15 protein-coding genes are annotated in these 17,913 nt (G+C 74.4%); 5 read left to right on the top strand and 10 right to left on the bottom strand.

The genetic code is table 11. From position 1 onward, the window contains the following. Positions 1-103: 103 nt before the first annotated feature. Both ACZ34W_RS05580 and ACZ34W_RS05575 read left to right on the top strand, forming a co-directional pair. Complete coding sequence (locus ACZ34W_RS05580) at positions 104-1,681, top strand: zinc-dependent metalloprotease (RefSeq protein WP_329489512.1); 1,578 nt, start codon at positions 104-106, stop codon at positions 1,679-1,681. Next, positions 1,678-2,265, top strand: a complete 588-nt coding sequence (locus ACZ34W_RS05575; protein WP_465602022.1) for an NUDIX hydrolase — start codon at positions 1,678-1,680, stop codon at positions 2,263-2,265. The genes ACZ34W_RS05580 and ACZ34W_RS05575 overlap by 4 nt, the downstream gene beginning before the upstream one ends. A gap of 136 nt (positions 2,266-2,401) precedes the next feature. Here the strand turns inward: ACZ34W_RS05575 and ACZ34W_RS05570 are convergent, their stop codons facing one another. Further along, complete coding sequence (locus ACZ34W_RS05570; RefSeq protein WP_465602180.1) at positions 2,402-2,971, bottom strand: M48 metallopeptidase family protein; 570 nt, start codon at positions 2,969-2,971, stop codon at positions 2,402-2,404. A gap of 415 nt (positions 2,972-3,386) precedes the next feature. On the opposite strand from ACZ34W_RS05570, the gene ACZ34W_RS05565 reads away from it, so the two are divergent. Together ACZ34W_RS05565 and ACZ34W_RS05560 are read left to right on the top strand one after the other, a co-directional pair. Beyond that, entirely contained in the window at positions 3,387-4,472 is a 1,086-nt protein-coding gene (locus ACZ34W_RS05565) for a ThiF family adenylyltransferase (RefSeq protein WP_465602021.1), read from the top strand. A 140-nt stretch (positions 4,473-4,612) separates the two neighbouring features. Beyond that, positions 4,613-6,004: an ABC1 kinase family protein gene (locus ACZ34W_RS05560; RefSeq protein ID WP_359803250.1), complete on the top strand. Its 1,392-nt coding sequence runs from the start codon at positions 4,613-4,615 to the stop codon at positions 6,002-6,004. A gap of 90 nt (positions 6,005-6,094) precedes the next feature. On the opposite strand, the gene ACZ34W_RS05555 is transcribed toward ACZ34W_RS05560, so the two are convergent. The 4 genes from ACZ34W_RS05555 to ACZ34W_RS05540 all read right to left on the bottom strand — a co-directional run bounded on the left by ACZ34W_RS05555 (position 6,095) and on the right by ACZ34W_RS05540 (position 10,037). Then, positions 6,095-6,340 (bottom strand): Clp protease/crotonase-like domain-containing protein, encoded by a 246-nt coding sequence (locus tag ACZ34W_RS05555; RefSeq protein ID WP_380388100.1) that lies wholly within the window; start codon positions 6,338-6,340, stop codon positions 6,095-6,097. A 149-nt stretch (positions 6,341-6,489) separates the two neighbouring features. After that, on the bottom strand, positions 6,490-6,858 hold the full coding sequence (locus tag ACZ34W_RS05550) for a WhiB family transcriptional regulator (protein ID WP_380388088.1): 369 nt from the start codon (positions 6,856-6,858) through the stop codon (positions 6,490-6,492). A gap of 168 nt (positions 6,859-7,026) precedes the next feature. Next, on the bottom strand, positions 7,027-7,509 hold the full coding sequence (locus ACZ34W_RS05545; protein ID WP_329489507.1) for a hypothetical protein: 483 nt from the start codon (positions 7,507-7,509) through the stop codon (positions 7,027-7,029). Positions 7,510-7,805: 296 nt separating this feature from the next. After that, positions 7,806-10,037, bottom strand: a complete 2,232-nt coding sequence (locus ACZ34W_RS05540) for an ATP-dependent DNA helicase UvrD2 (RefSeq protein WP_329489506.1) — start codon at positions 10,035-10,037, stop codon at positions 7,806-7,808. A gap of 190 nt (positions 10,038-10,227) precedes the next feature. On the opposite strand from ACZ34W_RS05540, the gene ACZ34W_RS05535 reads away from it, so the two are divergent. Further along, positions 10,228-10,485, top strand: a complete 258-nt coding sequence (locus tag ACZ34W_RS05535; RefSeq protein WP_329489505.1) for a mycoredoxin — start codon at positions 10,228-10,230, stop codon at positions 10,483-10,485. Between the two features lie 35 nt (positions 10,486-10,520). Here ACZ34W_RS05535 and ACZ34W_RS05530 read toward each other — a convergent pair whose 3' ends face one another. The 5 genes from ACZ34W_RS05530 to ACZ34W_RS05510 form a co-directional block, all read right to left on the bottom strand. Beyond that, positions 10,521-11,384, bottom strand: coding sequence for a GntR family transcriptional regulator (locus ACZ34W_RS05530; protein ID WP_329489504.1), 864 nt, complete (start codon positions 11,382-11,384; stop codon positions 10,521-10,523). 277 nt (positions 11,385-11,661) lie between these two features. Next, on the bottom strand, positions 11,662-12,603 hold the full coding sequence (gene nudC / locus ACZ34W_RS05525; protein ID WP_329489503.1) for an NAD(+) diphosphatase: 942 nt from the start codon (positions 12,601-12,603) through the stop codon (positions 11,662-11,664). Positions 12,604-12,684: 81 nt separating this feature from the next. After that, entirely contained in the window at positions 12,685-14,097 is a 1,413-nt protein-coding gene (locus tag ACZ34W_RS05520) for a dipeptidase (protein WP_329489502.1), read from the bottom strand. A gap of 139 nt (positions 14,098-14,236) precedes the next feature. Further along, entirely contained in the window at positions 14,237-17,125 is a 2,889-nt protein-coding gene (locus ACZ34W_RS05515; RefSeq protein ID WP_465602016.1) for an FtsX-like permease family protein, read from the bottom strand. After that, positions 17,122-17,895, bottom strand: coding sequence for an ABC transporter ATP-binding protein (locus ACZ34W_RS05510; RefSeq protein WP_329489500.1), 774 nt, complete (start codon positions 17,893-17,895; stop codon positions 17,122-17,124). The genes ACZ34W_RS05515 and ACZ34W_RS05510 overlap by 4 nt, the downstream gene beginning before the upstream one ends. Positions 17,896-17,913 lie beyond the last annotated feature (18 nt).

Here is a 17,913-nt window from a genome sequence, read left to right as displayed (position 1 = left end):
GGGAGCCGCCCACCGAACGCGAGTCCCCCACTCCGCGGACCGTCCCGGGCGGGCCGAAATTCCGCCACCACCCCGCATGACGGCCGACCGGATCGAGGACCCCGTGAGCGACCTTCCCTTCGGATTCGGCGTTCCGCCAGAGGAGCCCGAGGACGGCAAGCCCGAGGACGGCAAGGGCAAGCCCGGCGACGAGCAGAAGAAGAAGGACCAGGGCGGCGAGCAGGGCGGCCCCCAGCCGTTCGGCTTCGGCGGGAACCCCTTCGGCGCGCTCTTCGGCATGGGGATGCCCGGCGCTCCCGGCGCTCCCGGCACCCCGAGCGGGCCCGGCGGGGGCGACAACCCCTTCGCCGCGATGTTCGGCGGCCTCAACCCCAACGACCTCGGCGCCGCCTTCCAGCAGCTCGGCCAGATGCTCTCGTTCGAGGGCGGCCCGGTGAACTGGGACCTCGCCAAGGACATCGCCCGCCAGACCGTCGTCGCCGAGCCCGTCGAGGGCAAGTCCAAGGACCGGTCGGTCGGCGCCTCCGAGCGCTCCGCCGTCGCCGAGGCCGTCCGGCTCGCCGACCTCTGGCTGGACGGCGCCACCGAGTTCCCCTCCGGGGCCGGCACCGCCGTCGCCTGGAGCCGGGCCGAGTGGATCGAAGCCACCCTGCCGGTCTGGAAGGACCTCGTGGACCCGGTCGCCGAGCGGGTGGGCACGGCCATGGGCGGCGTCCTGCCCGAGGAGATGCAGGCCATGGCGGGCCCGCTGATGGGCATGATGCGCTCGATGGGCGGCGCCATGTTCGGCAGCCAGATCGGCCAGGCGCTCGGCGCGCTCGCCGCCGAGGTGGTCGGCTCGACCGACGTCGGCCTGCCGCTGGCCCCCGCCGGGAAGGCCGCGCTGCTGCCGCAGAACATCGCCGAGTTCGGCGAGGGCCTGAACGTGCCCGCCGACGAGGTCCGGCTCTACCTCGCCCTGCGCGAGGCCGCCCACCAGCGCCTCTTCGCCCACGTGCCGTGGCTGCGCGCCCACCTGTTCGGCGCCGTCGAGGCCTATGCGCGCGGCATCAAGGTCGACACCTCCCGGATGGAGGAGCTCGCCGGCCAGCTCGACCCGAGCAACCCCGAGGCGCTCCAGGAGGCCCTGGCCGGCGGGCTGCTCCAGCCCGAGGACACCCCCGAGCAGAAGGCCGCGCTCGCCCGTCTGGAGACGGCGCTCGCGCTGGTCGAGGGCTGGGTCGACGCCGTGGTGCACACCGCCGCCGAACCGCACCTGCCGCAGGCCGGCGCGCTGCGCGAGACCGTCCGCCGCCGCCGTGCGGCCGGCGGACCTGCCGAGCAGACCTTCGCCACCCTGGTCGGCCTGGAGCTGCGCCCGCGCCGACTGCGCGACGCCGCCCGGCTCTGGGCGCTGCTCGCCGACGCCCGGGGCATCGAGGGCCGCGACGACCTCTGGCAGCACCCCGACATGCTCCCCACCGCCGCCGACCTGGACGACCCGGACGCCTTCGTGCACCGGGACACCGCCGGCGACACCGAGGGCGGCCTGGACTTCGACGCGATCGACAAGCTGCTCGGCGAGGCCGCCGCGGGCGGGTCGTCGAAGTCCTCGGAGCCCTCGAAGCCTTCGGAGTCCGCCAAGCCCGACCTGGAGAAGAAGGACGACGGCGAGGACGGGAAGGGCGAGCCGACCGCATGACGCTCACCGAGACGGGCGCGTCCGCCCTGCACGCGGACGCGGTCCGCACCCTGAGCGGCTGGCGTCCGGCCGGCCCGGCCCAGGAGCGGCTGCGCCTCGACTACCTGGACCACCTGGCCGAGCAGCCCGAGGGCCTGTTCCGCTCCTGCCTGCCCGCTCACATCACCGCCAGCGCGGCCGTGGTGGACCCGGCCGCCGGGCGGGTACTGCTGACCCTGCACCCCAAGGTCGGCCTCTGGCTGCAGATGGGCGGCCACTGCGAGCCGGGCGACCGCGACCTGGCCTCCGCCGCGCTGCGCGAGGCCACCGAGGAGTCGGGCATCCCGGACCTCGTGCTGCTGGCCGCCGACGGCGTACCGGTACCGGCCAAGCTCGACCGGCACCAGGTCCGCTGCACCGGCAAGGACCGGCCGGAGAACACCCACCTGGACGTCCAGTACATCGCGGTGGCCCCGCCCGGCGCCGAGGCGCTGATCAGCGAGGAGTCGCTGGACCTGCGCTGGTTCGGCTTCGACGAGCTGCCCGAGCTGACCGACCACTCGGTGCGCGACCTGGTGGGGCGCGCCCGGCAGCTCACCGGCTGAGGCGCGACTGACCTGAGGGGGCGCGGGCCACAGGGGCCCGCGCCCCCTCTGTCGTGCGTCCGTCCGCCGCTGACCCGCGCCCGTCCGCCCCGCGTCGCCCGCCGCCCGCGCCCGCCACGGGGGTGCGGCGCTCCGGTCAGCCGCAGGATCCGGCCGGCTCGGCCTCCGGCGGACCGGCGTGCCGAGCGCCCGGGATGTGCGGCAGCCGGGCCGCCGAGGCGACGCCCTCCAGATAGCCGCGCGCCCGCTCCGTCCGCGGGTACGCCTCCAGCAGGGCCCAGAACGAGGCGCCGTGGTCCGACACCAGCAGGTGGGCGAGCTCGTGCAGCAGCACGTAGTCGACGACGTACTCCGGCATGCCCTGCAGCCGGTGCGAGAGCCGGATGGTCCGCTCGCTGGGGGTGCAGGAACCCCAGCGCGAGTTCTGGTTGGTGACCCAGCGGACCTGGACCGGCTGGGCGCGGTTGCCCAGGTAGGCGGCGGACAGCTCGCGCGCCCGGACGGCCAGCGCGTCGTCGCCGAGCACCCGGCGGCTCTCCTGGGCGGCCAGCTTCTCCAGCATCTGCGCGACCCAGCGCTGTTCCTCGGCGTGCGACATCCGGGCCGGGATCAGCACGACCGTGCGGTCGCCCTCACGGTAGGCCGAGACGGTGCGGCTGCGCCGGGCACTGCGGCGGACCTCCACCCGGGAGCGGTCGAAGGGCAGCTCGACGTGTTTCTCCGACGGCGCGGGGGGCTGCGCGGGCGCCGATCCGGGCTGTTGGTCCGGGCGCCCGCGCGTGCTCGGCGTCGCGACCTGGGACCCGGAGGCTGCACGGGCACGCCGACGCGACGCCGGGGGATGGGAGTCCCGTTCGGCTGCCATGGCACACGACGTTACCCGGTACCACTGACAGAAGTCCGCTGCCATGGCCGAAATCTTTCGTGGAGTGATCGGGAACGAAAGGCCGACGGCGGGTGTCCGGAATGCGACCCCGTACCGGCCGGCAGGTTATCCACAGGGCATGCGAACGGATCATTCGATCATGTGCTCGTGCCTGTGGACAACGCCGGGCACGGATCCGCGCCGATCGGGCAGGCTGGCCCCGGCCGTCCGGAAACGATCGGAAGGAAAATCCACCGTGCGCCTCCTGCTGAAGCCCGCCCTCTCCCGCAGCTGGCGGGACTCCGAGACCCTGCAGTTCGGCACCGTCCGCCAGTACGCCGGGGTGGTCGAACGCGCGGACCGGGCCCGCTGCGACTTCCTCGGCCTGCTCGACGGGACGCGGGACCGGCCCGCGCTGCTGGCCGCCGGCGAGCGGGCCGGCCTCGGGCGCGAGCCGACCGGCGCGCTGCTGGACGAGCTGGAGCGGACCGGGCTGCTCGACGACGCCGAGGCGGCGGGCCGTGCGCTGGCCCGGTTCCCGCAGCCGCACCGGGAGCTGCTCGGCCCGGACCTCGCTTCGCTCTCCCTGGTGCACTCCGCCCCCGGCGCCGCCCCCGCCGTCCTCGGCCGCCGGGCCGACCACCGGGTGGAGGTGCGCGGGGCCGGCCGGGTCGGCGCCGCGATCGCCGCCGTCCTGGCGGCCGCCGGTACGGGGGCGGTCACCGTCACCGACACCGGCCGGGTGCGGCCCGCGGACTGCTCCCCCGCCGGCCTGCCGCCCGGCGAGGTCGGGCGGCTGCGGTCCACCGCGGCCCGCGACGCCGTCCGGCGGGCCTCGGCCCGCCGCACGGCTCCGGGCACCCGCCGCCCGTCGGCGCGGGACCTCGACCTGGTGGTGCTGGCGCCGAGGGACGGCAGCGGTGCCTTCGCCGGCGGCGCGGCCGAGGCCAGGGAGCTGCTGCGGGCCGGGGTGCCGCACCTGTACGTCGGGGTGGTGGAGGAGTTCGGCGTGGTCGGCCCGCTCGTCGTGCCCGGTGTCTCGGCCTGCGGCCACTGCCTGGTACTGGCCCGCGAGGACGAGGATCCGGCCTGGCCCCGGATCCTGGCCCAGCTCGCCGACGAGGGCCCCGGCCGGGCCCGCACCCCCGCCTGCGACACCGGCCTGGCGACGGCCGTGGCGGGCCTCGCCGCCCTCCACGCCCAGGTCTACCTGGACGGCGGCCGGCCGCCGAGCCTCGACGGCTGGTGCGAACTCTCGGCCGTCGACGGCATGCCCCGGCGGCTGCGGCTGAAGGGCCACCCCGACTGCGGCTGCCTCTGGCAACCGCAGCCGCCGGGATGACCGCGGCGGGGCGCCGCGGCGACCGCCGCACAACAGGTCGGAAAAGGGGGCCGGGACCGGGGCGGCGAGCGGGCACAATGGCCTAGTGATGGTCGGCCCCCGGTCGTGGGGTGCCGGGGGCGTGTGGATTGGAGGCCCGGGTGAGCGATCTTCCGCGCAAGGCAATGACCCGCACGGCACGGCTCGCAGCCCTGCCGCTGGGAATCGCCGGGCGGGCCACCCTCGGGCTGGGGAAGCGGATCGGCGGGCGCTCCGCCGAGGTGGTGACGGCCGAGCTCCAGCAGGCCACCGCCGACCAGCTCTTCAAGGTCCTGGGCGAGCTCAAGGGCGGGGCGATGAAGTTCGGGCAGGTGCTGTCCGTCTTCGAGGCCGCGCTGCCCGAGGAGGTCGCCGGGCCCTACCGGGCGGCCCTGACCAAACTGCAGGACGCCGCCCCGCCGATGCCCGCCGCCAAGGTCCACACCGCCCTCGCGGAGCGCCTGGGCGAAGGCTGGCGGGAGCTGTTCCGGGAGTTCGACGACCGGCCGGCGGCCGCCGCCTCGATCGGGCAGGTGCACCGGGCCGTCTGGCACGACGGCCGCGAGGTGGCCGTCAAGGTCCAGTACCCGGGCGCGGGCGATGCCCTGCTGGCGGACCTCACGCAGCTGAGCCGGGTGGCCTGGCTGCTCGGCCCGCTCATCCCCGGCCTCGACATCAAGCCGCTGATCACCGAGTTGCGCGAGCGGGTCGCCGAGGAGCTGGACTACGAGCTGGAGGCGCAGGCCCAGCGCCGGCACGCCGAGGAGTTCGCGGGCGACCCGGACATCCAGGTGCCCGGCGTGGTCGCGCAGGCCGACCAGGTGCTGGTCACCGAGTGGATGGACGGCACCCCGCTGGCCGAGGTGATCACCGGCGGCACCCAGGAGGAGCGCGACCGGGCCGGGCACCTGCTGGCCCGGTTCCTGTTCGCCGGCCCGTCCCGGACCGGCCTGCTGCACGCCGACCCGCATCCGGGCAACTTCCGGCTGCTCAAGGACGACGGCCCGGTCGCCGGCTGGCGGCTCGGGGTGCTGGACTTCGGCACCGTCGACCGGCTGCCGGGCGGGCTGCCCGCCCCGATCGGCGCCTCCCTGCGGATGGCCCTGGCGGGCGACGCCGCGGGCGTGCTGGAGATGCTGCGCGAAGAGGGCTTCGTCAAGCCCTCGATCGAGCTGGACCCGGACGCGGTGCTGGACTACCTCGTCCCGATCATCGAGCCGGCGGCGGTGGACACCTTCCACTTCACCCGGGCCTGGATGCGGGCCCAAGCCGCGCGGATCGCCGATCCGCGGTCGCCCGCCTACAACCTGGGCAAGCAGCTCAACCTGCCCCCGGCGTACCTGCTGATCCACCGGGTCACGCTGAGCACCATCGGGGTGCTCTGCCAGCTGGGCGCCAACGCGCCGTTCCGGGCGGAGATGCGGCGGTGGCTCCCGGAGTTCGAGGAGCGCCCCGCCACCCCGCCGAAGGCGCGCACCGCCACCAGGGCCACCAAGGCTGTCAAGAAGCCCTGACCGGTCCGGGCAGCAACGGCCGCAGGCCGCCCCCCGGTTCGGGGGGCGGCCTGCGGCACGACGGGGGTGGAACTCTTACGGCCCGGCGCGCTACATCAGCGCGACGGCGAGGGCCTTGCGGGCCCGCAGCGAGGCCCGTTCGGCCCTCAGCTTGAGCCGGCGGGCCCGGGCGACCCGGGAGACGAGCCGTTCGTGCTCGGCCTCTTGCAAGCGCTCTTGCATATGGGCACGGGCCAGGGATTCGTGGAGGAGTTGCATCTCAAGGGTCCTGTTCTGGATCTGAAGTTCGGTGGTCTGCTCGGCGCGGACGGTCGGGTCAATGGCGGCGGGGGTCATGTCGTGGTCCTGCTCGTGGTGCGACGTAGGGAAGTGGACGGTGCGGGCCGCGTCGGCCTTGGCGGCGGCGATTCGCACGGAGCGGCGAAGGGCGCTGTCCAGCGGGGGCTGCTCTCCCCGGCGGACGGCCTTGGCTCCGAGCGCGGGGTTCACGCTGCGACCTCGGTCTTGCGCGGGCGGCCACGCGGCCGCTTGCGGGCCACGACGACACCCTGGACGAAGAGCTCGCCACCCCAGACGCCCCACGGCTCGCGCCGCTCCAGCGCACCGGTCAGACACGCGTCCTTGACCGGGCAGGTGCCACAGAGGGACTTCGCGTACTCGACGTCGGCGGGCGTCTCGGCGAAGAAGACCTCCGGGTCGAAGGCGCGGCACGGGATGGGGAGACCGAGCGCCTCGGCCTGCTCGATGGTGGTGATCTGCATCAGGGAAACCTCCGGAGGGTCGGCCTGGTCGGCCGGGGTGATCTGGCTTGTCTGCGGTACGGACGGGATGGGCGGCGTGATGACCGTGGACACTGTGGGCGTCTTCCTCGTCTTTTCAGTGGGTCCGGCTCAGCTGACTGGTGGGGCTGGGCCGGAGGCCCCGGAGGGCCTGGGTGGTCTTGCGTACCGGACAAAACAGAAGGGCCGCGGATCCCGGTGTGACGGGTTCCGCGGCCCTGGAGGTGCCGACCTGAGGCTTCCTCAGGTTCGTTCTCTCCAGGGTTCAGGCCCGCGGAAGGCCCGCATCCGGACGGCCGTGGCTCCCGTAAAGGCGGCCATGGCCTGCTCGTTGATCTGCTGCTCGTTCTGCTTCTGGGCGTTTCCGGCACCGATGACCCGCGCATAGCCGCCATGCATGGCGACGGCTACGGCTGCCTTCGGTGCCTGGGTCGGTCGCTCGTCACGCAGGGAGCGCGACGTGCTCACGGCCGCCCAGCCACGGGACAGACCGGTCTCGACAGAGGTGCCGTCAATACCGCCCGTGATATCCGCGCCGCAGGGGCCAGTGTGTCCAAGACCACTGACAACGGAGGCGACGGAAGCGGGAATGACGGAGGCACCCACGGCTTCGAGACCCAGACCGGTTCCACCCAGCTCGGCGAGAGCCCGCAGGCGGGCGGCACGCAGAGAGGCAGCGGCGACGACGGTCTGGCCAGTCAGTTTGGTGATCATGATGGTTTCCACTGTCTTCGCCTCCTCTCGGCGTCTCGCGGGGCCTGGTTTCCCGGGCTCCGAACTGTTCGGATGTCTGTCTCGGTGGTGCAGGTGATGCAGGTGGTGCGTGGTGCGGAGAAGCTGTCGGGCCCAGGAGGACATGGCACAGGCGTCACCCCGTGCGTTCGCGTCCCCTTGACCGCTCCGGCAGGCTATTGCGCTCCCGGTACGGCGCGCAAACTATTTTTCCGGCGAGTTTCTCGACGGCTTCCGAAGGAGCCCGGGGCATCGGCTCCGCCCGCCCCGGGGACCTCCCCGGGACCGGCTCAGGCCGGTTCGTCCGGATCGCCGTCCTCGACGTCGACCGGATCCTCCGTGAGCTCTTCCCCCGCACACAACGAGAGCACGGCGGCCCCGTACTTGTCCAGCTTCATCGCACCGACCCCCGAGATCACCGCCAGTTCCTGGGTGGTCGCCGGGACGTCCTCGGCGATCGCCATCAGCGTCGCGTCGGTGAACACCACGTAGGCCGGGGCGCCCTGCTTCTTCGCCTGCCCGGCCCGCCACTCGCGCAGCCGCTCGTACAGCGCCTCGTCCATCGTGGAGGGGCAGCTCTCGCAGCGGCGCAGCTTGCGCTCGACCGCCTCGGTGAGCACCCGCTCGCAGACCCGGCAGCGGACCGGGCCGCGCACCCGGCGCCCGGCGGAGCGCTCGCCGGCCTCGACGCCACCGCGCCCGCCCCGGCCCCCGGCGCGCGCGCCCGGTGCGCCGGAGTTCGGCCGCAGCCCGTCCAGGAAGCGGGTCGGCTTGCGGTTGCCCCGGCCGCCCGGCGAGCGGGAGAGCGACCAGGAGAGCGAGAGGTGCTTGCGGGCCCGGGTGACGCCGACGTAGAGCAGCCGGCGCTCCTCCTCGACCTGCTCGTCCGTCTTGGCGTAGATGATCGGCATGGTGCCCTCGGTGAGGCCGACCAGGAAGACGGCGTCCCACTCCAGGCCCTTGGCGGCGTGCAGCGAGGCCAGCGTGACGCCCTCGACGGCGGGCGCGTGCTGGGCCGCGGCCCGGCCGTCCAGCTCGGCGACGTACGCGGCCAGGTCGGCCGGCTCCCCGGCCGCCGTGCGGGTGCGCTCGAAGTCCTCGGCGAGCCGGACCAGCGCGGCCAGCGACTCCCAGCGCTCGCGCACCGCGCCGGAGCCGGCCGGCGGCTCTGCGGTGAAGCCCCGGGTCGCGAGCACCGCCCGGACCTGCGCGGCGAGGCCGGGGGTGCCGTCGGTGAGCGGGTCGGAGGCGGCCCGGGCGGCGCCGCGCAGCAGCACGCCGGCGTCCCGCACCTCGGGGCGCTCGAAGAACCGCTCGGCGCCCTTGAGCTGGTAGGAGACGCCGAGGTCGGCGAGCGCCTGCTCGTAGACCTCGGACTGGCCGTTGGTGCGGAACAGCACGGCGACCTCGCTGGCCCGCACCCCGGACGCCAGCAGCTCCTTGATCCGGCGGGCGGTGGTCTCGGCCTCGGTCGGCTCGTCCTCGTACTCGGTGTAGACGGGCTCGGGACCGGCCTCGCGCTGCGAGACCAGCTCCAGCCGGTGCCGGGCCGCCTGGCCGCGGGCCTGCGCGAGCAGTCCGTTGGCCAGGTGGACGACCTGCGGGGTGGAGCGGTAGTCCCGGACCAGCTTGACCACCGTCGCCTCGGGGTGGCGGGTGCGGAAGTTCAGCAGGTAGTCGGGGGTGGCGCCGGTGAACGAGTAGATGGTCTGGCTGGCGTCGCCGACCACGCAGAGGCTGCCCGCGGCGGGGCCGGTCCACTGGTCGAGCAGCCGCTGCTGGAGCGGCGAGACGTCCTGGTACTCGTCGACGGTGAAGTGCCGGTACTGGGCGCGGACCTGGTCGGCGATGTCCGGGCGGTCCTCCAGGATCGCGGCGGTCAGCAGCAGGACGTCCTCGAAGTCGATGACGCCGCGGCGGCTCTTGGTCTCCTCGTACACCCGGTACACCTGGGCGATCTCGGCCGGGTCGCGCGGGGCCTCGCGGGCCGACTTCTGCACCGCGGCCGGGTAGTCGTCCGGGCCGATCTGGGAGACCTTGGCCCACTCGATCTCGGCGGTGAGGTCGCGCAGTTCGGTGCGCTGGACGCGCAGCCCGCAGCGCGCGGCGGACTCCGCGACCAGCTGGACCTTGCGCTCCACCAGCTGCGGCACCGGGCCGCCCACGGCGCGCGGCCAGAAGTACTGGAGCTGGCGCAGCGCGGCGGCGTGGAAGGTGCGGGCCTGGACGCCCTCGGCGCCGAGCTGGCGCAGCCGCCCGCGCATCTCCCCCGCCGCGCGGGCGGTGAAGGTGACGGCGAGCACCTGGGCGGGCTGGTAGACCCCGCTGCGGACCCCGTAGGCGATCCGGTGGGTGATGGCGCGCGTCTTGCCGGTGCCGGCGCCGGCGAGCACGCAGACGGGCCCCTGCAGGGCGGTGGCGACGGCCCGCTGCTCGGGGTCGAGCCCGGCGAGCACCGCGTCGGGGCCGGACGCGGCGCGGTAGTCGTCGAACGGGCTGCCGCTCAAGAGGTCTTCCTGCATGCGTTCCATCCTCTCAGCCCGGTGCGACAACCGGGGCGGGCTTGTCCACAGGCCCGGTGCGATCGCAGGATGAACGGTGCGCGCTCGGGCGTGCGAGGTCGATCTCACGCCGGGCGCACGCGGAATGACCGTTGCGTGACGGACGTTCCTCCCAGAGACCGCACGCCCTCTTTCCCGAAGGAGCCCCTCGATGTCCGGCAGCGTGACGATGTACAGCACGACCTGGTGTGGGTACTGCAACCGACTCAAGAGCCAGCTGACCCGTGAAGGCATCGGCTACACCGAGATCAACATCGAGGAGGACCCGAACTCGGCGTCCTTCGTCGAGTCCGTGAACGGCGGCAACCAGATCGTGCCGACGGTGCTGGTGACGCCGGCGGGCGGCGGCGAGCAGGTCGTGATGACCAACCCGAGCCTGATGCAGGTCAAGAAGGCCCTGGCGGCCTGACCCGCGCCGGCCCGCGGGGCCCGGGCCGGCGCACCTCAGGGGGCGTCGGCCCGGGCCGGGTCCACCGGCGCCGCGGGTGCGGGCAGCTGGGTCCGGGCGGCGAGGTCGCCGACGCCGTAGACCAGCCGGCTGCGGTCGGCGGAGTAGCGGGTCTCGATGACCCGGACGGGGCCGCGCCGGTCGTAGGTCACCCGGGTCTGGACCATCAGCGGCACTCCGGGGCCGCCCTGGAACCACTGCGCCTCCTCGGGGCCGGGCATCCGGGCCACCAGGTGGTCCACCGCCCCGATCTCGGTCCGGCCGAGCAGGGCGAGCACCGCCTCGTCCCCGCCGTCGATCTGGTCGGGCTCCATCAGCGGGGTGCCCGCGGCGAGGCCGGCCCGGTAGTGGCTCTCCTCGATCGAGTACGGCTCACGGTCCAGCAGCCGGAGCTGGCGGCGGACCACGATCGCCTCGCCGGGCCGGAGCCCGAGCCGCTCGGCGATGTCGACCCGGGCCCGGACGATCATCATCTCGAAGTCGACGGTGAGCTCCCGGCCGGCGTCGGCGGCCTCGCCGAGGTAGACGGCGGTGGGCACGGCCAGGCAGTCCCGCGGCCCGGCGAGCGGGTCGCGCGGCCCCGGCGGCGCCGGGGCCGGTCCGTAGGCGCGGTGGTCCAGGACGGGGTGCTCCCGGAGGTAGGTGCCCTTGCCCTGGAGCCGGACCAGCCGACCCTCGTTGACCAGGACGTCGACGGCCAGCCGGACGGTGTTGCGGGCGACCCCGTACTGGCGCTCCAGTTCGCTCTCGACCGGGAGGGCGGCCCGGGCGGTGAATTCGCCCTCGGCGATCCGGCGGCGCAGATCGGCGGCGAGGCGCTGGTATTTGGGGGATTGGGTGGTGCCCCGGGGGATTGTCACCCGAGTGAATGTAGCGAGGGCGGTGACCCGGTTTCAGCCGATTCCGACAATGTCGACCCGGATCGGCGACGACGGGCCCGCGGCGGGCGCCCTGGCCCGCCGGAACACGGCAGGAGGCGGCCCCTCCGGATACGAACGTCAGCGCGCCCGACCGGCGCGAAATCCGTCCGGACCACCCGTTCGGCCGCGCCGGGCCTCTGGATGACCGGCGCGACGGAGGGCACGAAACGAAATCGGGGGCGCGCGGCAATAAGCCGCACGCCCCCGATTGTCGGAATTACCAGCGCGCCGCCGAAGGCAGCCGCTCCCCGTACCAGAGTTCGACCAGGTGACGGGCGATCGAAATCCCGGACGGCGGCAGGATCTCGCCCGCCGCCATGCCGGCCCGCAGCTCCTCCCGGGAGAACCAGCGCGCCTCGGCCAGCTCCTCGCCGTCCACGGTGATGGCCGTCCCGTCCGGATCGGCCTTGCCCATGAAGCCCAGCATCAGACTGGACGGGAACGGCCACGGCTGGCTGGCCACGTAGGCGACCTCGGCCACCCGCACCCCGGCCTCCTCGAAGACCTCGCGGACCACGGCCTGCTCGATCGACTCGCCCGGCTCGACGAACCCGGCCAGGGTCGACCAGCGGCCCTCCGGCCAGAGCGCCTGCCGGCCCAGCAGGCAGCGGTCCTGCTCGTCGGTGATCATCATGATCACCGCCGCGTCGGTGCGCGGGTAGTGCTCGGCCGCGCAGGAGGTGCAGCGCCGGACGTGGCCGGCGCCGGCCTTCTCGGTCGGGTGCCCGCAGCGCGAGCAGAAGCTGTGCAGCCGGTGCCAGTGCTCCAGCGCGACGGCGTGCACCAGCAGCCCGGCGTCTCGGTCGGAGAGCATCCCCCCGACCTCGCGCAGCCCGGCCGGGCGGGCGTCGCCGTCGAGGCGCCCCGGCAGGCTCTCGCCGGCCAGCGCGAAGTACGACACCCCGTCCTCGTCGGTGCCGAGGAAGTAGCGGTCCCCGGTCTGCGGCGCCTCGAACGAGGGCATCAGCACCAGTTCGGTGCCCTGCCCGGTGTCCACCACGAACGCCTCGCCGCCGGCGATCGGCAGCACCTTGGTGGTCGGGTGGCTCCAGGCGGCCGCCAGCCAGGGCTCGTCGAACCGGTGCTGGGCCGCCCGGTCGACCCCGGCCCGGGCCAGTGCCGGGGGCAGCGGGCGTTCGGTCTCAGGCACGGTGCTCACTTCGTTCCATCCCCACGTGATGAATCATCCGGATGAGTGGTCTGTTCGCCAGGACGGGCCGCGGAGGGCGCCCCGCGGCCTTCACGCCGCCTCGCCGCCCGGCCGCCAGTTCTCGGCCAGGTCGGCCCAGAGGTAGGCGGTCGTCTCCACGCCCTTGGCCAGCAGGTCGAGCTCGACCTTCTCGTCGACCGAGTGCCAGCCGTCCGAGGGCACCGAGATGCCGAGGAAGAGCACCGGCGCGCCGAGCACGTCCTGGAGTTCGGCGGCCGGGCCGGAACCACCCTCCCGGGTGAACAGGATCCGCTGCCCGAAGGCCCGCTCCATCGCCCGGACGGTGGACCGCAGGGCCGGGTGGTCCAGCGGGGTCAGGCAGGGCCGGGTGGCGCCCGGGAACTCCAGCGCGTACCGGATGCCCTCGGGCACCCGCTGCGCCACCCAGGACCGGACGGCCTCCTGGACCCGCTCGACCTCCTGGCCGGCCACCAGCCGGAAGGAGAGCTTGAGGTGCGCCGAGGACGGCACGATGGTCTTGCCGCCGGGGCCGGTGTAGCCGCCCCAGATGCCGTTCACCTCGGCGGTCGGCCGGGCCCAGACGCGCTCCAGGGTGGAGTAGCCGGCCTCGCCGAGGGTGCCGTGCGACTTGGCGACCTTCAGCCACTGCCCCTCGTCGAAGGGCAGCTCGGCGAAGAGTTCGCGCTCGCGCGCGGTCAGCTCGACCACGCCGTCGTAGAAGCCCGGGACGGCCACCCGGCGGTCCTCGTCGTGCAGCGCGGCGGCCAGTTCGGCCGCGACCGCCGCCGGGTTGGGGACGGCGCCGCCGAAGGAACCGGAGTGGATGTCGCTGTCCGGGCCGTAGAGGTCGATCTGGGCGTCGGCCAGGCCCCGCATGCCGGTGCAGACCGTCGGCGTGGTCTCGGACCACATCCCGGTGTCCGAGATGATCACCACATCGGCGGCCAGCCGCCCGGCCTCCCGGCGGACCAGCGCGGGGAAGTGCGGCGAGCCGGACTCCTCCTCGCCCTCGATCAGCAGCTTGAGGTTGACGGCCGGCGCGGTGCGCCCGGTGGCGGCCAGGTGGGCGCGGACCCCGAGCGTGTGGAAGAACACCTGCCCCTTGTCGTCGGCGGCCCCGCGCGCGAACAGCTGCCGGCCGACCACGGTCGGCTCGAAGGGCTCCGTCGCCCAGCCGTCCTCCTTGGCGGCGGGCTGCACGTCGTGGTGCCCGTAGACCAGGACGGTCGGCGCGGACGCGTCCCCCGACGGCCACTCGGCGAACACCGCCGGCAGGCCGTCCGTCTCCCAGACCTCGACCACCGGGAACCCGGTCCCGCCCAGCTTCGCGGCCAGCCACTCGGCGGAGCGGCGGACCTCCCCGGCCCGCTCGGGCTCGGCCGAGACGGAGGGGATGCCCAGCCAGTCGGAGAGGTCGGCCAGGAACTCGGCCTGGTGCCGGTCGATGAAGGAGCGGACGACGCTGTCCGGGGTTCTCGTCATACGGACGACTTTAGTTCGCCCGTGCGGGTGCCCGCCCCGGCCGTCCGGCCACCGGGCGCCGGACGGCCTGTAACGTCCGTCACCCCCGGCCGCACGGGGGCGGCGGCCGGGGGTGACGGGGGACACGGGGAACGCGCGGTCAGCCGGAGCGGCGCAGCAGCGAGATCCGCGAGCGGGTGAGCAGCGTGGCCAGCCCCACCGCGAGCAGCGGCAGGACGATCACGGTGGCGCCGATGTCGAGCCACGGGAAGACGATCACGCTGTGGTCGGCCGTCTCCTCGGGGGACATCCCCGGGTAGGAGACGGACACGCCCTCCACCTTGCGCAGGGCCACCGCCGGCACCACTCCGGCGACCACGCCGAGCAGGGTGCCCATCGCGGCGATCACCCCGCACTGGAAGCCGGAGAGGCTGCGGCGGATCCGCGGCGCGGCGCCGACCGCCGCGAGAGTGGTCAGGTCGCGCTGCGAGTCGGCGGCGGCGAGCCCGGTGGCGATGCCGGCGGCGCCGAGCGCGACCAGGGCGGCGAAGCCCGTCAGACCGAGGCTGACCAGGTCGTCGTTGGACCGGAAGCCGCGCTCGACCCCGAACTGGGTGCCGTCGGCGAGCTTGTCGATCGCCGCCGTCGCCTTCTGTTCGGCGCTGTCGGACGGCGCCTTGGCGGGCAGCCAGACCGAACCGGCGTCATGGGTGCCCAGCCCGAGCCGGCCGGCGGTCTCCGGGCTCACCAGCGCCTGGCCACCGGTCGGGACGACGGCGTGGAACAGCACCGCGTCGACGGCGATCTCGTGGCTGGGCGTGTCGTGCACGGGCGAGGCGTTCAGCTTGTTCGACTGCTCCTCGGCCGGCTCCGTCACGCTCACGACGAGCTTGCCGTCCTTGACGTAGTCGGCGTCGAACACGACGGCCTTGCCGGCGGCCAGCGCCTGGCCGGCGGCCGGGTCGTCCACACCGAACAGGTTGCGCAGCAGGGTGGCGTCCCCGGCGGCCACCATGCTGAACGGGTTGACCCGGTAGGAGTGGTTCGCCCTGCAGCGCGCGTCCTCCTTGCGGAGCCGCTCGGCCTCGGCCGGGGCGATGGCCTCGCTGCCCTTGTCGAACAGCGGGCAGCGCAGCTCCTTCGGCAGCTCGGTGGTGACGTAGCCGCAGTTGCCGTGCGTCCGGTCGCAGTCGCCCTTGAGGCCGACCTCCTGCACGTCGGCGCGCCGGCCGAGGTCGGGGATGTTGCTCTCGACGGCGCCGCGCAGCTGGGGCAGCAGCTTCCCGTCGGCGGCCGAGCCCCAGCCGCTGCTCACCGTGACCGCGCCGGCCGGCGCGGCGGCGACGTACTCCCGGCGGTGCTCCTCATGGCTGCTGGCGGTGTAGATGCCGACGGCGACCGAGCCGGCGACGGCGGCCATCACCGCCGCGACGGCGGGGGCGGTGCGTCCGCGGTGGCGGACCGAGTCGCGCAGCGCGAGCCGGGGGCCGAGCGGCAGCCAGCGGCCGATCCGCCCGAACAGGCCGACCAGGTAGGGCGTCAGGGCGACCATGCCGAGTTCGGCGATCATCGAGCCGCCGAGCACGGCCGTACTGCGGTTGCCGAAGCCGCTGGTCGCGCCGAGCAGGGCGAGCGCGGCGCCGCCGGCCACCATCAGCAGGCCGAGCAGCGCGAGCTTGCGGCTCGGTGGCTTGAGCGAGTCGCGGCCGGTCAGCGCGGCGACGACGTCCTGCCGGGAGGCCTGGACGGCCGGGACGACGGCCGCGAGCAGACCGGTGACCAGGCCGATGCCCAGGACGCCGAGCAGGTCGAGCGGCTGGAGGTCGAAGTGGCCGAACCGCTCGCCGGCGTAGTTCTCGGCCTGGGTGCGCAGCACCGCGACCAGGCCGACGCCGACGGCCAGACCGAGGGCGGCGCCGGTGACTCCGAGCACGACCCCGCCGCCGAGGACGACCGCGCGGACGTCGGCCCGGTTACCGCCGCCGGCGGCGAGCAGACCGAGCTGGCGGCGGGAGCGCCTGGCCCCGACGGCGAAGGCGGGGCCCGCGAGGAGCACGATCTCCAGCAGCGCCATGCCGACCACGGTGGCGAGGATGACGACGGAGGTCCGGTCGAGGTAGGGGGTACCGCCGCCGCTCTGGCCCTTCTGGGCGTAGAGCGGCACCTCGGAACGGGCCGGCGGGTCGAGCAGCACGCTGCGGGAGGCGACGGTGAAGCCGTACTTGTTGAACTCGGTCACCTTGGGCCAGTCGATCGCGGCCCCGGCCGGGAGCTTGACCAGCCAGCGGGCGCTCTCCCCCAGCGCGGAGCGGCCGAGGCCCTTGTCGGCGCCGGGCAGCTTCATCAGCGGGTCGACCAGCGCGCCGGGGCGGGCGATCAGCCCGGTGGCCCGCAGGTCGCCGGGGTACTCGGCGACGGCCGTGATGGTGAAGGGGGTGGCCTCCAGACCGCGCGGGGAGGTGCGGTCGCCGATCCTGAGGCCGGAGCGGTCGAGGAAGTCCCGGGTGACGGCGACCTCGTGGCCGGCGCTCGGGGCGCGGCCCTCGACCACGTCGATCCGGCCCTTCCAGACCGGGTCGTTCAGGTCGGCCTCGGCGGTCCGCACGCTGAGCAGGCCCTGCACGGTGCTGGTGGGGACGTACGGGCCCTCGCGCAGCGGGACGAGCGTGGTGCCGGCCGGGACCAGCTGCTTGACCAGTTCGGCCGGCTCGGTGTCGAGGCTGCGGCGCTGCTCGGGCGTGTACTGGGGCCGGCCGTTCTCCACCTTGGCCTCGTCGGCGCCGGTGAGGTCGAACGGCTGGTCCGGGTCCGGTGCCTGCAGGATGATCGAGCCGCGGTCGACCATGTGGATCTCGGCGTCGGACTGGCCCATGGTGCGGACGATCCGCTCGACGGGGTCGAGTTCGGCGCTGCGGAAGAACACGTCGGCGCCGGTGACGCCGAGCACGGGCAGCGCGACCATGGCGACCACGAGCGCGCTGCGGCCCTTGGCGCGCAGGGCGTCCCGTCGGGCGATCCGCAGGGCGACCCGCCAGGCGCTGAACCTCACTGCGCCACCGGGCCCTTCGCGTTGGTGGCCGCGGAGACCAGCAGGGTGCCGGCGTCCTGGCTGATGCTCTCGTCGACCATGCGGCCGTCGCGGAGGAAGACCACGCGGTCGGCCCAGGCGGCGTGCCTGGCCTCGTGGGTGACCATCATCGCGGCGGCGCCGGCGTCGCAGCGGGCGCGCAGCACGGCGAGGACGGACTCACCGGTGGTGGAGTCGAGGGCGCCGGTGGGCTCGTCGGCGAGGACGAGCCGGCGGTCGCCGATCAGCGCGCGGGCGATGGCGACGCGCTGCTGCTGCCCGCCGGACATGTCGTCGGGGAAGCGGTCGGCGAGCTCGGGGATGCCGAGCTCCTCCAGCGCGGTCATCGCCTCGCGGCGGGCGGCGCGGCCGGAGAGACCGTCGAGCTCGCGCGGCAGCGAGACGTTCTCGGCCGCGGTGAGGGCCGGGATCAGGTTGTAGTCCTGGAACACGTAGCCGACCGAACGGCGACGGACCTCGGCCAGCTTCTTGCGGTTGAGGCCGCCCAGGGCGGTGCCCTCGACCAGGACCCGACCGCTGCTCGGGGTGTCCAGCCCCCCGGCGAGCGTCAGCAAGGTCGACTTGCCGGAGCCGGAGGGCCCCATCACGGCGACGAACTCGCCGGGGTGCACCCGGAGGTCCACCCCGCGCAGCGCGTGCACCTCGGCCGCGCCCTGGCCGTGCACCCGGGTGACGTTGTCCAGGTGCAGCACCGGTTCGGTGCCGAGCCTGCTCGGATCGGTGTGGATCACACTTCCCCCTGCTGTTCT

This window comes from Kitasatospora sp. NPDC022856, from assembly GCF_055561235.1.
The sequence above is the reverse complement of the archived record's forward strand: the minus strand, read 5'-3'. Positions and strand labels throughout refer to the sequence as shown.

Excerpts from the sequence above, each read along its gene's own strand:
- ACZ34W_RS05575 (WP_465602022.1), top strand. The coding sequence starts at position 1,678 with ATGACGCTCACCGAGACGGGCGCGTCCGCCCTGCACGCGGACGCGGTC.
- ACZ34W_RS05555 (WP_380388100.1), bottom strand. The coding sequence starts at position 6,340 with ATGACCCCCGCCGCCATTGACCCGACCGTCCGCGCCGAGCAGACCACC.
- ACZ34W_RS05540 (WP_329489506.1), bottom strand. The coding sequence starts at position 10,037 with ATGCAGGAAGACCTCTTGAGCGGCAGCCCGTTCGACGACTACCGCGCC.
- ACZ34W_RS05535 (WP_329489505.1), top strand. The coding sequence starts at position 10,228 with ATGTCCGGCAGCGTGACGATGTACAGCACGACCTGGTGTGGGTACTGC.
- ACZ34W_RS05520 (WP_329489502.1), bottom strand. The coding sequence starts at position 14,097 with ATGACGAGAACCCCGGACAGCGTCGTCCGCTCCTTCATCGACCGGCAC.